Here is a 14,804-nt window from a genome sequence, read left to right as displayed (position 1 = left end):
TCCACCCAATCGCAATGGACCCAGGTCTACGTTTTGCGATCCGTGAAGGTGGTCGTACAGTTGGTGCTGGTGTTGTTGCTAAAGTAACTGCATAATAGCAACCATAAGTTAAAATTACAGATCGGGGACTTGAGTTCCCGATTTGTACTGTAGGTCAGTAGTTCAATTGGTAGAGCGTCGGTCTCCAAAACCGAATGTTGGGGGTTCGAGTCCCTCCTGGCCTGCCATTTTTTAAAAAAAAGCTTGATGCTGGTTAAATTGTCATATAATAAGTCGCGAAGCCTACGACGAGTACAAAAATGTCGAATGATAAATCGCGTGACGCATTAAGCGAAGCGCCAATTCCACAAAGAAATAATTCTGCTGAAGTTGTTAATTCTGGTTCCCCTTTAGATATTGTTCTATGGGTTATCGCATTGATTTTATTAATCGGTGCAGCCATGGTGGGTCAGTATTTGCCAGCGTATTGGGCACCTGCCAACAATGTTTGGGTGCGCGTTGGAGTAATTTTGGCTTGTATCGTAGTGGCTTTAGGTTTATTATACGCCACCCATCAAGGCAAAGGCTTTGTTCGTTTGTTGAAAGACTCTCGAATTGAGCTGCGTCGTGTGACTTGGCCGACTAAGCAGGAAACGGTGTCCACATCCTGGCATGTTCTTGCTGTTGTTGTAATCGCTGCCATTGTTTTATGGTGTTTTGATTACATCTTGGGCTGGTTAATGAAGTTTTTTATCGGGTAAAAGAGCTATGAAACGTTGGTACATTATTCATGCCTATTCAGGTTATGAAAAACAAGTGATGCGTTCACTTAATGATCGAATCCAGCGTAGCGCTGTAGCCGATAGCTTTGGTGAAGTCCTGGTTCCTACCGAAGAAGTGGTAGAGATGAAGGATGGCAAGAAGCGTAAATCAGAGCGTAAATTCTTTCCTGGCTATGTATTGGTCGAAATGGAAATGAATGATGATACCTGGCACATTGTTAAAGAGTGTCCAAAAGTATTGGGTTTCATTGGTGGTACAGCAGAGAAACCTGCACCAATTACGCAAAAAGAAGCTGATGCGATTCTTGCACGTGTACGCAATACTGGTGAAGCGCCTCGTCCTAAGACGATGTTTGAGCCAGGCGAAGAATTACTTGTTATTGATGGTCCATTCACAGACTTTAAAGGTGTGGTGGAAGAAGTTCTTTACGAGAAGTCACGTTTAACGTTGACAATCAATGTATTCAATCGTCCAACTCAGGTTGAGCTCGAATTTCGTCAAGTCGAAAAAGCGAACTGATTTAAGCTGGATTGAAAACGCCCGATTTGTTATGGATCGGGCATTGTTGTTGTAACAGTTTTGTTACGTGAATAATGTTGGGGAGCCTAGCGGCGTTTGTACCCAGAGGTAATTTGAAATGGCTAAGAAGATTGACGGCTATATCAAGCTGCAAGTTCCAGCTGGTAAAGCGAATCCATCTCCACCGATTGGTCCTGCACTAGGTCAACGTGGTGTTAACATCATGGCATTCTGTAAAGAATTCAATGCTGCAACACAAAAAGTTGAACCAGGTCTTCCAATTCCTGTAGTGATTACTGTGTACAACGACAAGTCGTTCACATTCATCATGAAAACTCCACCTGCTGCTATTCTTCTTAAGAAAGCTGCTGGTATTCAAAAGGGTTCAGCTGTACCGAACAAAACTAAAGTTGGTAAGTTGACTCGCGCTCAGTTAGAAGAAATTGCGACTACTAAAGAACCAGATTTAACTGGTGCTGATTTAGACGCACGTGTACGTACCATTGCTGGTTCTGCGCGTTCTATGGGCTTGGAAGTGGAGCTATAAGACATGGCAAAGTTAACTAAACGTCAAAAAGCCATTGCTGCTGCTGTAGAAGCAAACAAAGTTTACACTTTGGAAGAAGCGGTACAAGTTTTAACTAGCCTTCCTGCTGCTAAATTCAAAGAATCTTTGGATGTATCAGTAAACCTGGGTGTTGACCCTCGTAAATCTGACCAGGTTGTTCGTGGCGCGACTACACTTCCTGCAGGTACAGGTAAAACTGTACGTGTTGCTGTGTTTGCTCAAGGCGCTGCTGCTGAAGCTGCTAAAGCTGAAGGCGCAGACATCGTTGGTTTTGATGACCTTGCTGAAAGCATCCAAGCGGGTAACCTTGACTTTGACGTTGTAATTGCTGCTCCAGATGCAATGCGCGTTGTAGGTAAACTTGGTACGATTCTTGGTCCACGTGGCTTAATGCCAAACCCTAAAGTGGGTACAGTAACTCCTGACGTAGCTGGCGCGGTTAAAAACGCTAAAGCTGGTCAAGCACGTTACCGTGTAGACAAAGCGGGTATCATCCACGCTGCGATCGGTCAAGTTGGCTTTGAAGCTGCTGCTGTTCGTCAAAACGTTGAAGCTCTTGTAGCTGACCTTAAGAAAGCAAAACCTGCTACTTCTAAAGGTGTTTACATTAAAAAGATCACTTTAAGCTCAACTATGGGTCCTGGTCTTACTATTGATGTAGCAAACGTAACTAACTAAGTTTGACTTAGAAAAGAATTTTAAAGCCCTGAGTAAAAATCAAAGCGCTGCTTTGATTTTTACGCAAGATAAGAAATAGGCTTCACTCGAAGCGTAGCTTCTTGTCTTGCGTGTCGGCAAAGCGATGCTTTGCTGATCGCCCCTCAGGCAAACTTTGAATTGATAAATGTAAATTTGTCAGCGTCAAAGACCTCGGGCGAGGGGAGTTCTTTGGAACTCACTTCTTAAAAGTCCAGTCCGAGTAGACGCGGTGGTGTGATTTGTTCATCCTCCGCGTGTAAGTCCAGTGATGGCCTTACGAATTGGGAGTGTACTTCTTTGTAAGTGCATAAATCACCGTTAGGAGGTTTTACAATGGCTCTTCTTATCGAAGGCAAAAAACAGATCGTAGCTGAAGTAGCTGAAGTTGCTTCTACTGCATTTGCTGCTGTTGTTGCTGACTACCAAGGTTTAACTGTTGAGCAATTAACTGCTCTTCGTGTTGAAGCTCGTAAACTAGGTGTTCACACACGTATCGTGCGTAACACTTTGGCTAAACGTGCTCTTCAAGATACTCAATTCAATATCTTGAATGACAACCTTGTTGGCCCAACAATCTTAGCTTTCTCAACTTCTGAAGACGACATGGGCGCAGCTGCTCGCTTGTTTGAAGAATTTGCTAAAACGAACAAAGCATTTGAACTTAAAGCTGCTGCCTTTGATGGCAAAGTTTATCAAGGTGCTGAAGTTAGCGTTATCGCAAACCTTCCAAACCAAGAAAAAGCGCTTACTATGCTTGCAAACGTTCTTCAAGCTCCTATTTCGAAATTGGGTCGCCTTATTACTGCGCTCAAAGAGAAAAACGAGTCAGAAGCTGCATAAGCTTAAATTTACTTTCACACCATTCAATCCCCATTTGGAGTTATTCTCATGGCTTTAACTAACGAAGAAATCCTAAACGCAGTAGCTGAAAAAACTGTTCTTGAACTTGTTGAACTTATTTCTGCTTTTGAAGAAAAATTCAACGTATCTGCTGCTGCTGTAGCTGTTGCTGCTGCTCCTGGTGCTGCTGCTGCTGCTGAAGAACAAACTGAATTCAACGTTGAGTTGACTTCTTTCGGTGCTAACAAAGTAGCTGTAATTAAAGCAGTTCGTGAAATCACTGGTCTTGGCTTGAAAGAAGCTAAAGACATGGTTGAAGGCGCTCCTTCAGTTCTTAAAGAAGGCGTTTCTAAAGAAGAAGCTGAAGAACTTAAGAAAAAACTTGAAGAAACTGGTGCTACAGTTACTGTTAAGTAATTTCGATCGGGGTCTAATTTTAAATTGACCCCAAAAATTGGCTGATGGCTCTTGGGTCATCAGCCTTTTTGCGTTACAATTATCGGCTCGATTTTTGTTTGATTGGTGTAAAAAAGCATCAATTATTATAATAATCAATAATATCAAACGTTTATCAATATTTTTTATATTTGAAAATATTGCTAAGCGTTTTAATACCACTAAAAATTGCAGCATTTGTAAAAAGTGGTGGCCATATCGGCCTGTGTAATTCCTTCTAGGTCCGTTCTGCAGGCGGGCTTAGTTTACTTTCCGAGGACTCCAGATGGCATACTCATATACCGAAAAGAAACGGATCCGTAAGAATTTTGGTAAATTGCCTAGCGTCATGGATGCTCCGTACTTGCTCGCGATTCAGGTCGACTCGTACCGAACATTCTTACAAGATGGCAAAACACCAAAAAACCGCGAAGATATCGGTCTCCAAGCCGCATTTCGTTCAGTTTTTCCTATTGAAAGTTATTCTGGCAATGCTGCTTTAGAATTTGTTGAGTATAGTCTTGGTAAGCCTGAGTTTGACGTGCGTGAATGTATTTTACGCGGTTCAACTTATGCAGCACCAATGCGTGTAAAAATTCGTTTGATCTTGAAAGATCGCGAAACCAAATCAATTAAAGACGTACGTGAACAAGAAGTGTACATGGGTGAAATGCCGCTCATGACAGAAAACGGTACTTTTGTTATCAATGGTACTGAGCGTGTAATCGTATCTCAATTACACCGTTCACCAGGTGTGTTCTTTGACCACGATAAAGGCAAAACACATTCTAGCGGTAAAGTTCTTTATTCTGCACGTATCATTCCTTACCGTGGTTCATGGCTGGATTTCGAATTCGATGCCAAAGACCTTGTTTACGTTCGTATTGACCGTCGTCGTAAATTGCTTGCGACTGTGGTTCTTCGTGCCTTGGGTTATAGCAACGAACAAATCCTGGACATGTTCTACGAAAAAGTACCTGTGTATCTTGACATGGGTAGCTACCAGATTGACCTGGTTCCAGAACGCCTGCGTGGCGAAATGGCGCAATTCGATATTGCCGACAACGACGGCAAAGTGATTGTAGAGCAAGGTAAACGTATCAATGCGCGTCACGTACGTCAAATGGAAGCTGCTGGCTTGACCAAGCTTTCAGTTCCTGATGAGTACCTGTACGAGCGTATTACTGCTGAAGACATCACCTTGCGTGATGGCGATGTGATTCCAGCCAATACTGTATTGAGCCATGAGATCATGGTGAAATTGGCTGAAGGCGGCGTAAAACAATTTAACGTATTGTTCACCAATGACATCGACCGCGGTTCATTCATTGCTGACTCTTTACGTGCCGATACAACCACTGGTCGCGAAGAAGCACTGGTAGAAATCTACAAAGTGATGCGTCCAGGCGAGCCACCAACAAAAGAAGCTGCTGAGAACCTGTTCAACAACCTGTTCTTCTCTTCTGAACGTTATGACTTGTCTCCAGTCGGTCGTATGAAGTTCAACCGTCGTTTGGGTCGTCCTTACGAAGTCGGTACTGACCAGAAGTCTCGTGAAGTTGAAGGTATCTTGTCTAACGAAGATATCACTGATGTACTTAAAACATTGGTTGAAATTCGTAACGGTAAAGGTGAAGTCGACGATATCGACCATTTAGGTAACCGTCGTGTTCGTTCTGTTGGTGAAATGACAGAAAACCAGTTCCGTGTTGGTCTGGTTCGTGTAGAACGTGCTGTTAAAGAACGTTTAAGCCAAGCTGAAACTGACAACCTGTCTCCGCAAGATTTGATCAACGCGAAACCTGTTGCTGCTGCAATCAAAGAATTCTTTGGTTCAAGCCAGTTGTCTCAGTTCATGGACCAAAACAACCCGTTGTCTGAAATTACACACAAACGTCGTGTATCAGCACTCGGTCCTGGTGGTTTGACACGTGAACGTGCGGGCTTCGAAGTACGTGACGTACATCAAACTCACTACGGCCGTGTGTGTCCAATTGAGACGCCTGAAGGTCCAAACATTGGTTTGATCAACTCATTGTCTGTATATGCGAAAGCAAACAATTTCGGTTTCCTGGAAACACCTTACCGTAAAGTGGTTGAAGGCCGTGTAACGGACGAAGTTGAATACTTATCTGCAATTGAAGAAGTAGGTACTGTGATTGCACAGGCCGACTCTGGTGTAGATAAAGATGGCAACCTGACTGAAGAATTCGTTTCTGTACGTCACCAAGGTGAATTCGTACGTATGCCTCCTGAAAAAGTGACGCATATGGACGTATCTGCTCAGCAGGTTGTATCTGTTGCAGCATCACTGATTCCATTCCTTGAACACGATGATGCGAACCGTGCATTGATGGGTTCAAACATGCAACGTCAGGCTGTTCCTACGTTGATTGCCGACAAGCCGCTTGTTGGTACCGGTATGGAAGCAAACGTAGCGCATGACTCAGGTGTATGTGTTCTGGCGAAACGTGGTGGTCGCATCGAATTTGTAGATGCTTCTCGTGTTGTTATTCGTGTCAACGAAGACGAAATGGTTGCGGGTGAAGCGGGTGTAGATATCTACAACCTGATCAAATACACACGTTCAAACCAGAACACCTGTATTAACCAGAAAGTTCTGGTGAAACTGGGTGATCAAGTTGGTCGTGGTGACGTACTTGCTGATGGTCCATCAACTGATGGCGGTGAATTGGCACTGGGTCAAAACATGCGCGTAGCGTTCATGACTTGGAACGGTTACAACTACGAAGACTCGATCTTGTTATCTGAACGCGTTCTTCAAGAAGACCGTTTAACGTCGATTCACATTCAGGAATTGTCATGTGTGGCGCGTGATACCAAGTTAGGTGCAGAAGAAATTACTGCCGATATTCCTAACGTTGGCGAAGCTGCACTGTCTAAACTGGACGAATCAGGTATTGTTTACATCGGTGCTGAAGTAACAGCGGGTGACATTCTTGTAGGTAAAGTAACGCCTAAAGGTGAAACGCAGTTAACTCCGGAAGAAAAACTGCTTCGTGCAATTTTCGGTGAAAAAGCAGCTGACGTGAAAGACTCTTCTTTACGCGTGTCTTCAGGCGTGAAAGGTACTGTAATTGACGTTCAAGTGTTTACACGTGACGGTCTTGAAAAAGACGAACGTGCTCAAGCAATTGAAAAAGCGCAATTGGATGCTTACCGTAAAGACTTGAAAGAAGAATTCAAAATCTTCGAAGAAGCAGCGCGTGAACGTATTGTTCGCTTGTTGAAAGGTCAGGAATCTAACGGTGGCGGTACCACTAAACGTGGTGACAAGCTGACTGAAGACGTATTGTCTGGTTTAGAGCTGGTTGACTTGCTGGATATCCAGCCAAGTGATGAAGCGATCGCTGAACGTTTAACTCAAATTCAAGTGTTCTTGAAAGAGAAGAGCCAAGAGATTGACGAGAAATTTGCAGAGAAAAAACGCAAACTTTCTACGGGCGATGAACTGACTACTGGCGTTCTGAAAGTGGTTAAGGTTTACCTTGCAGTTAAACGTCGCATCCAGCCGGGTGATAAGATGGCGGGTCGTCACGGTAACAAGGGTGTTGTATCAAACATTCTGCCTGTTGAAGACATGCCACACGATGCCAACGGTGTACCTGTAGACGTGGTTCTTAACCCGCTAGGCGTACCGTCACGTATGAACGTGGGTCAGATTCTTGAAACTCACTTGGGTATGGCAGCGAAGGGTCTGGGTGACAAGATCGACAAGATGCTGAAAGAGCAACGCACTGTACTTGAGCTTCGTGACTTCCTGGACAAGATCTACAACAAAGTTGGTGGCGAGCAAGAAGATCTTGATAGCTTAACTGATGATGAAATCTTGGCATTGTCTGGTAACTTGCGTGCTGGTGTTCCTTTGGCAACTCCGGTATTCGATGGTGCTGAAGAATCACAAATTAAAGACTTGTTAGAACTTGGCGGCATTTCACGTACTGGTCAAACGGTATTGTATGATGGTCGTACCGGTGAGCGTTTTGACCGTCCAGTAACTGTAGGTTACATGTACATGCTGAAACTGAACCACTTGGTTGATGACAAGATGCATGCGCGTTCTACAGGTTCTTACTCATTAGTAACGCAACAGCCGCTTGGTGGTAAAGCACAATTCGGTGGTCAGCGTTTCGGTGAGATGGAAGTCTGGGCACTGGAAGCATACGGTGCAGCTTATACGCTTCAAGAAATGCTTACTGTTAAGTCGGATGACGTTGAAGGCCGTACCCGCATCTATAAGAACATTGTAGATGGCAACCATTATATGGATCCGGGCATGCCTGAATCGTTCAACGTATTGACTAAAGAGATCCGTTCTTTAGGTATCAACATTGAACTGAAAAATGGTGACTAAGAAATCTCCCCCGACCCCTCTTTAAGAAAGAGGGGAGAAAGTCCCCCTTTTACAAAGGGGGATTTAGGGGGATTCTTGGGATTCCCAATTCAGTTAAAAAACAATATTTGTGACCCAGTTGTGAAGTGAAAATCTCCACAACACACGGAGAAAAAAATTGAAAGACTTGCTCGATATCATGCGCAAAAAGACGGATTCTGATGGTCATGCTCCAGTAGAGTTTGATCGCATCCGTATTGGTCTTGCGTCACCAGAAATGATTAAGTCATGGTCTCATGGTGAAGTTAAAAAGCCAGAGACAATCAACTACCGTACCTTCAAACCTGAACGTGACGGTTTGTTCTGTGCCAAAATTTTTGGTCCAGTCAAAGATTACGAATGCTTGTGTGGTAAATACAAGCGTATGAAATACAAAGGCGTCATTTGTGAAAAATGTGGCGTTGAAGTAACAACTGCGAAAGTTCGTCGTGAACGTATGGGTCACATCGAATTGGCTTCTCCAGTTGCACACATCTGGTTCCTGAAATCATTACCAAGCCGTATCGGTTTGCTTCTAGATATGACTTTACGTGATATCGAACGCGTATTGTATTTCGAATCTTACGTTGTAACTGATCCAGGTATGACTCCGCTTGAGAAATACCAGCTTCTGAACGATGAAGAATACTTCACGGCGCTAGAAGAACACGGTGATGAATTCAGCGCGAAAATGGGTGCAGAAGCTGTTCAGGACCTGTTGAAAGACATCGATCTTGAAGCTGAAATTTCACGTCTGCGTGAAGAAATTCCAAACACAACTTCAGAAACGAAGCTTAAAAAAGCATCTAAACGTCTGAAGTTGATGGAAGCATTCAAAGAGTCAAACAACAAGCCAGAATGGATGGTGTTAACTGTATTGCCAGTTCTTCCACCAGACCTTCGTCCGTTGGTTCCTCTTGAGGGCGGTCGTTTCGCGACTTCTGATTTGAACGATCTTTACCGTCGTGTAATCAACCGTAACAACCGTTTGAAACGTCTTCTTGACCTTGCGGCTCCAGACATCATCGTACGTAACGAAAAACGTATGTTGCAAGAGTCTGTAGATGCATTGCTGGATAACGGCCGTCGTGGTCGTGCAATTACCGGTTCGAACAAACGTCCGCTTAAATCTTTGGCCGACATGATCAAAGGTAAACAAGGTCGTTTCCGTCAAAACTTGCTTGGTAAACGTGTTGACTACTCTGGTCGTTCGGTAATTACCGTAGGTCCATCTTTACGTTTACACCAATGTGGTCTTCCTAAGAAGATGGCGCTTGAACTGTTCAAGCCATTTATCTTTGCGAAATTGCAAGCGTCTGGTCAAGCAACCACCATTAAAGCTGCGAAGAAAATGGTTGAGCGCGAAACTCCAGAAGTTTGGGACGTTCTAGCATCTGTGATCCGTCAACATCCTGTGATGTTGAACCGTGCGCCAACCCTTCACCGTTTGGGTCTTCAAGCATTTGAACCAACCCTGATTGAAGGTAAAGCGATCCGTCTACACCCACTCGTATGTGCTGCGTTTAACGCCGACTTCGACGGTGACCAAATGGCGGTACACGTACCATTAACGCTTGAAGCTCAGTTAGAAGCGCGTGCGTTAATGATGTCAACCAACAACATCTTGTCTCCTGCGAACGGTGAGCCAATCATCGTACCTTCTCAGGACGTGGTCTTGGGCTTGTATTACATCACGCGTGATGCGATCAATGCCAAAGGTGAAGGCATGGTGTTCGCGGATACTGATGAAGTAAACCGTGCACTTGCAACAGGTCAGGTAGACTTGCACGCTCGCGTAAAAGCACGTGTACACCAGACCGTAATTGACGACAATGGCAACCGTGAACAACAAACCATTATTGTTGACACAACGCCTGGTCGCTGCCTGCTTTGGGAAGTTGTTCCTGAAGGTATGGACTTCCAGCAAATTAACCTTGAGATGACCAAGAAAAACATCTCTAAGTTAATCAACTCTTGCTACCGTAAATTGGGTCTGAAAGATACCGTTATCTTTGCTGACCAGTTGATGTACCTGGGCTTCCGTCAAGCGACGCGTTCTGGTGTATCTGTTGGTATGGAAGACATGCTAATTCCACCAGCGAAATACTCGATCATCGAAAAAGCAGAAGTTGAAGTTCGTGAAATCGAACAGCAATTCGAACAAGGTTTCGTAACTGCCGGTGAACGTTATAACAAGGTAGTCGATATCTGGGCGCGTACCAACGACCAAGTTGCTAAAGCGATGATGGACAACTTGTCTTTCACAACTGTTAAGAACAAACAGGGCGAAGACGAGAAACAGAAATCATTCAACAGTATCTACATGATGTCTGACTCGGGTGCCCGTGGTTCCGCAGCTCAGATTCGTCAGTTGGCGGGTATGCGTGGTTTGATGGCGAAACCGGATGGTTCGATCATTGAAACCCCAATTAAAGCCAACTTCCGTGAAGGTTTGACCGTACTTCAGTACTTCATCTCGACACACGGTGCGCGTAAAGGTTTGGCCGATACAGCACTTAAAACAGCAAACTCTGGTTACCTGACCCGTCGTCTGGTAGACGTAGCGCAAGACTTGGTGATTACCGAGCCTGATTGCGGTACTTTAGGCGGTCTTGTGATGACTCCGTTCATTCAGGGCGGTGACGTAATCGAGAACTTGGGTACTCGAGTATTGGGTCGTGTTGTTGCGGAAGACGTGAAGAAAGTCGGTTCTGACGAAGTGATTCTTCCACGTAATACCTTGATTGATGAAAAAATTGCTGCCTTCCTTGAAGAGGCAGGTGTCGATGAAGTTAAAGTACGTTCAGTCGTTTCTTGTGAATCTACCTTCGGTGTATGTGCGAAATGTTATGGTCGTGACCTTGCACGCGGTCACTTGGTGAATCCAGGTGAATCTGTAGGTGTAATGGCCGCTCAATCAATTGGTGAGCCAGGTACACAGTTGACCATGCGTACGTTCCACGTGGGTGGTGCTGCGAGCCGAACTTCTGCTGCCAACAGCGTACAAGTTCGTAACAAGGGTACAGTACGTTTCCACAACGTGAAAACCGTACAACATGCCAAAGGTCACCTGGTATCAACTTCACGTTCAGGTGAAATCGGTATTGCAGATGACTTAGGTCGTGAACGCGAACGCTATAAACTTCCTTACGGTGCATCTATCTTGTTGAAAGATGGTGAAGCTGTTGAGGCAGGTGGTATCGTGGCGACTTGGGATCCACATACACATCCACTTGTGACAGAAGTTGCAGGTAAAGTACGTTTCAGCCAAATTGCTGATGGCGTAACTGTGACCTCGAAAACTGATGACGCAACAGGTATGACCACAATCGAAATCTTGCCAGTGACTTCACGTCCTGCGTCAGGTAAAGATTTACGTCCTGCAGTTGTGCTTGACACAGTTGATGGCGGCGAGCAGTTCTACTTCTTGCCACAAAACACGATTCTTTCTGTCCGTGATGGCGAAACGATTGGTGTGGGTGATGTCATCGGCCGTGTGCCACAAGAATCTTCACGTACCCGTGATATTACCGGTGGTCTGCCACGCGTAGCTGACTTGTTCGAAGCACGTAAACCGAAAGAGCATGCAATTCTTGCTGAAATTTCTGGTGTGGTAAGCTTCGGTAAAGAGACTAAAGGTAAGAACCGTCTGGTGATCACTCCGGATGATGGCTCTGAGATCTACGAAGAGTTAATTCCGAAATGGCGTACCATCAACGTGTTCGAAGGCGAGCATGTGAACCGTGGTGAAACCATTTCTGATGGTCCGCAGAACCCGCATGACATCTTGCGTCTGAAAGGTGAAGTGGCGTTGACCAATTACATCGTGAACGAAGTTCAGGACGTATATCGTCTGCAAGGTGTAAAAATCAACGATAAACACATTGAAGTTATCGTGCGTCAAATGTTGCGTAAAGTTGACATCACTGACGGTGGCGATACCAGCTTCATCAAAGGTGAACAAGTGGATTACATCCGCGTGATGCAAGAGAACCAAGCTGTTCTTGCACAGAACAAGTTCCCTGCGAAGTTTGAACGTCAATTGATGGGTATTACCAAAGCATCGCTTTCTACTGACTCGTTCATCTCTGCTGCATCGTTCCAGGAAACAACACGTGTGTTAACTGAAGCGGCTGTAACAGGTAAAGAAGATGATTTACGTGGCTTGAAAGAAAACGTTGTCGTGGGTCGCTTGATTCCAGCTGGTACTGGTCTGGCTTACCACTTGGAACGTCGTCGTCAAGAAGCAGAAGCTGCAGAACATGCGCTTGTAAATGACTTCTCTGATGTAGACCAAGCATTAAGCCAAGCATTTAACCAAGAATTCTAATTCGACGTTAAATGACTCAAAAAAGATGCCTTCGGGCGTCTTTTTTTATGCACTTATTTTGGGGAGATATTTTAGGGTCTACGCGGAATATCAAATGTGTTTATCGAAAGATAAGCTCTCTTAATTAATACTGAAATCGTTTCTAGATTGAATGAGATTGAAATAAGCTCATTTCTCCGTAGCGGAATGGTTTTGAATAAACTGATTTACCGCTTGAGTATAGGAGTTATTTTGTCCAAGTGACTGGTTGATTTCCTTGTGTGAAAGTGGGACAGGCAATAACTGGGCTTTAGTGCCTAATTTTTGTGCCTGTTGAATAAATTGCTGTGCCTGGGTACAGGGCTGGTCTGGCCGAATGGTGGAGCATACCGCGAGAAATGCTGGTAAAGTCTGGTGCAGTTGAGAGATGGGAGAAAGCGCTTTCCAGTTTGAGGGATGATTTCCAAAGGCCTGATCATAAAACCGTGCATGTCGGGTTTGCATAATGGTTTCGACATTATAGGCAGCACTGTCTAACGCCACTGTGGCAAGCCAGGGCTGGGGCTGCGATGTCAGCCAGAGGGGGCGCGTGCTGAGCAAGCTGACCAAGTGTGCGCCTGCTGAATGTCCCATCAGAACCAAACGTTTAGGGTCGGCACGCCAATTTTGAGCCTGATTTTGGATATGGATGAGTGCTTCTGCAATATCCTGGGTTTGTTGTTGTACGGTGACCTCAGGAACCAGTCGATAGTTGAGGGAAATAAATATCCAGTTGTGTTTGTTCCAATAAGACCTTTTGTTTTTGACTACAGCAGCATTATTTTTATAGCCAATGCTCCAGGCTCCACCATGGACCATCACCATGATCGGTACTGGCGTTTTATCTGTGAAAGCTTTGGTGGGTAAATAAACATCCATGACTTGTTGAGCAGAAGGACCATAAGCCATATTTTTCATGATCTTGGTTGTATTCATTAAACGGGTATCAGACGAATTCGGATAGGCCAGTGAATTGCAACACAGCAATGTAAATATCAGGTAAAGGCATTTTTTCATTTTATTGATCCTTCTCATTTAAATAATTTTAAATGAAGCCGCTGTTTAAAATTTTTATTATTAAAATTATGTATCTATTACAATACTTGAACTGATTTCTGAAGACTGAAATCGGGCAGTTTGGGCTTTTAGAGTTTTAAATAAATTATATTACAACATTCAACATTAAAACTTGGAAAAGTAACACTACGCTGATATTAACTTCACACTCATGACGTATGCTGTAACAAATAGCCAAAAGGACATATCTCATGAAAAAGTTAATGAGCGTGATGGCAATGGCAACCCTATCAACTTTTATGCTGGTAGGCTGTGACTCGATGTCTCCAAGAGAGCAACGTATTGGCGCAGCTGCACTCGGTGGTGCTGTTGGCGGTGGCGTGGGTAATCAGGTTGGTGGCGGTATCGGTGCAGCTGTAGGTGGTGGTGCTGGTGCAGCGGTTGGCAGTAAAACCCAAGGCGGTTCGAACCGTAATGCCACTTATAGTGGCGTCGGTGGTGCGATTGGTTCTGCAGTCGGTAAAAGCGTGTTTGGTGGTAATGCCGGGGCTGCCATAGGTGGTGCCATAGGTGGCGGTGCAGGTGCTGCCATCGAACAGAAAAGACGTTAATTAACGTTTAGAATTTGAATAAAAAGCGCTTGTTGATCAGGCGCTTTTTTGTCAATTACGGCTGGCCTTTGGTTTTTTACGACGGATATAAACTATTTTTTGTACCTCGGCAATCCGTACTCCTGATTCGTCAAAAATATTTAAATTATAGTTTCGATAGACAGGTTCGTGATTTTCAGCAAGTTGTTTGATCCGGTCAATTTCTGTTGAATCTAGACGGATATCGGCATACACCGTGCCACGACCGGGTGAGAGGAATTGTATGGAGGCAGATTTATCCCAAACAATATATTTTGAACCCAGATGATGCATCAAAATCAGCATATAAAAAGGATCGACCATCGAATATAAACTGCCGCCAAAATGTACACCGACGATATTTTGATTTTTACGGGTTAAAGGCATTTTGATGCGGATATGGTAATTTGCCAGATCAACTTTATCAATTTCAATCCCTGCACCGCGGTAAGGTGCATAGCGATTTAATAAAAATTTAGAAATGGCAGGAATTGTCTGTAGTTTTTTTAAAAGGCTCATTTGGGTCAATTGTTTTTATTTGGCTTCGGAACATACTAAAACAGAATGATCGGACTGGCATTGATCAGATTGCCT

The 14,804-nt window shown here is 44.3% G+C and carries 12 protein-coding genes and 1 tRNA gene; 11 read left to right on the top strand and 2 right to left on the bottom strand.

From position 1 onward, the window contains the following. The 10 genes from BLP85_RS11665 to rpoC all read left to right on the top strand — a co-directional run. On the top strand, positions 1-95 hold a 95-nt coding region (locus BLP85_RS11665), incomplete at its 5' end, for an EF-Tu C-terminal domain-related protein (RefSeq protein ID WP_005240168.1). Positions 96-151: 56 nt separating this feature from the next. Further along, positions 152-227: transfer RNA gene (locus BLP85_RS11660), tRNA-Trp, on the top strand. A 72-nt stretch (positions 228-299) separates the two neighbouring features. Beyond that, a complete protein-coding gene (gene secE, locus BLP85_RS11655; RefSeq protein WP_092820249.1) occupies positions 300-740 on the top strand; it encodes a preprotein translocase subunit SecE in 441 nt (146 codons plus the stop codon). Between the two features lie 7 nt (positions 741-747). After that, positions 748-1,281: a transcription termination/antitermination protein NusG gene (nusG, locus tag BLP85_RS11650; RefSeq protein ID WP_086197255.1), complete on the top strand. Its 534-nt coding sequence runs from the start codon at positions 748-750 to the stop codon at positions 1,279-1,281. Between the two features lie 118 nt (positions 1,282-1,399). Then, the gene (rplK, locus tag BLP85_RS11645) at positions 1,400-1,828 is read left to right on the top strand and encodes a 50S ribosomal protein L11 (RefSeq protein ID WP_034587972.1); all 429 of its coding nucleotides are present in this window, start codon (positions 1,400-1,402) and stop codon (positions 1,826-1,828) included. A 3-nt stretch (positions 1,829-1,831) separates the two neighbouring features. Next, complete coding sequence (rplA, locus tag BLP85_RS11640) at positions 1,832-2,527, top strand: 50S ribosomal protein L1 (RefSeq protein ID WP_092820248.1); 696 nt, start codon at positions 1,832-1,834, stop codon at positions 2,525-2,527. Positions 2,528-2,881: 354 nt separating this feature from the next. Beyond that, positions 2,882-3,388: a 50S ribosomal protein L10 gene (gene rplJ / locus BLP85_RS11635; protein ID WP_004813562.1), complete on the top strand. Its 507-nt coding sequence runs from the start codon at positions 2,882-2,884 to the stop codon at positions 3,386-3,388. Positions 3,389-3,436: 48 nt separating this feature from the next. After that, a complete protein-coding gene (rplL, locus tag BLP85_RS11630; RefSeq protein WP_092820247.1) occupies positions 3,437-3,805 on the top strand; it encodes a 50S ribosomal protein L7/L12 in 369 nt (122 codons plus the stop codon). Between the two features lie 304 nt (positions 3,806-4,109). Then, positions 4,110-8,198 carry a DNA-directed RNA polymerase subunit beta gene (gene rpoB, locus BLP85_RS11620; RefSeq protein ID WP_092820245.1) on the top strand — a complete coding sequence of 1,363 codons (4,089 nt, stop codon included), beginning with the start codon at positions 4,110-4,112 and terminating at the stop codon, positions 8,196-8,198. A gap of 157 nt (positions 8,199-8,355) precedes the next feature. Further along, entirely contained in the window at positions 8,356-12,546 is a 4,191-nt protein-coding gene (gene rpoC, locus BLP85_RS11615) for a DNA-directed RNA polymerase subunit beta' (RefSeq protein ID WP_092820244.1), read from the top strand. A 168-nt stretch (positions 12,547-12,714) separates the two neighbouring features. On the opposite strand, the gene BLP85_RS11610 is transcribed toward rpoC, so the two are convergent. Further along, positions 12,715-13,581, bottom strand: a complete 867-nt coding sequence (locus BLP85_RS11610; protein WP_092820243.1) for an alpha/beta hydrolase — start codon at positions 13,579-13,581, stop codon at positions 12,715-12,717. Positions 13,582-13,832: 251 nt separating this feature from the next. Between BLP85_RS11610 and BLP85_RS11605 the strand changes: the two genes are divergently transcribed. After that, positions 13,833-14,192 carry a DNA transfer protein p32 gene (locus BLP85_RS11605; RefSeq protein ID WP_092820242.1) on the top strand — a complete coding sequence of 120 codons (360 nt, stop codon included), beginning with the start codon at positions 13,833-13,835 and terminating at the stop codon, positions 14,190-14,192. Positions 14,193-14,243: 51 nt separating this feature from the next. On the opposite strand, the gene BLP85_RS11600 is transcribed toward BLP85_RS11605, so the two are convergent. Continuing rightward, complete coding sequence (locus BLP85_RS11600; protein ID WP_092820241.1) at positions 14,244-14,729, bottom strand: PaaI family thioesterase; 486 nt, start codon at positions 14,727-14,729, stop codon at positions 14,244-14,246. Between the last annotated feature and the right edge of the window lie 75 nt (positions 14,730-14,804).

The organism is Acinetobacter kookii (assembly GCF_900096895.1).
Lineage (GTDB): Bacteria > Pseudomonadota > Gammaproteobacteria > Pseudomonadales > Moraxellaceae > Acinetobacter > Acinetobacter kookii.
Note: the sequence above shows the minus strand (reverse complement) of the source record. Positions and strands in the feature narration are given on the sequence as shown.

Coding starts and splice junctions, on each gene's coding strand:
- rplL (WP_092820247.1), top strand. CDS start 3,437: ATGGCTTTAACTAACGAAGAAATCCTAAACGCAGTAGCTGAAAAAACT.
- rplK (WP_034587972.1), top strand. CDS start 1,400: ATGGCTAAGAAGATTGACGGCTATATCAAGCTGCAAGTTCCAGCTGGT.
- secE (WP_092820249.1), top strand. CDS start 300: ATGTCGAATGATAAATCGCGTGACGCATTAAGCGAAGCGCCAATTCCA.
- BLP85_RS11605 (WP_092820242.1), top strand. CDS start 13,833: ATGAAAAAGTTAATGAGCGTGATGGCAATGGCAACCCTATCAACTTTT.
- rplA (WP_092820248.1), top strand. CDS start 1,832: ATGGCAAAGTTAACTAAACGTCAAAAAGCCATTGCTGCTGCTGTAGAA.
- BLP85_RS11610 (WP_092820243.1), bottom strand. CDS start 13,581: ATGAAAAAATGCCTTTACCTGATATTTACATTGCTGTGTTGCAATTCA.
- rpoB (WP_092820245.1), top strand. CDS start 4,110: ATGGCATACTCATATACCGAAAAGAAACGGATCCGTAAGAATTTTGGT.
- BLP85_RS11600 (WP_092820241.1), bottom strand. CDS start 14,729: ATGAGCCTTTTAAAAAAACTACAGACAATTCCTGCCATTTCTAAATTT.
- rplJ (WP_004813562.1), top strand. CDS start 2,882: ATGGCTCTTCTTATCGAAGGCAAAAAACAGATCGTAGCTGAAGTAGCT.
- nusG (WP_086197255.1), top strand. CDS start 748: ATGAAACGTTGGTACATTATTCATGCCTATTCAGGTTATGAAAAACAA.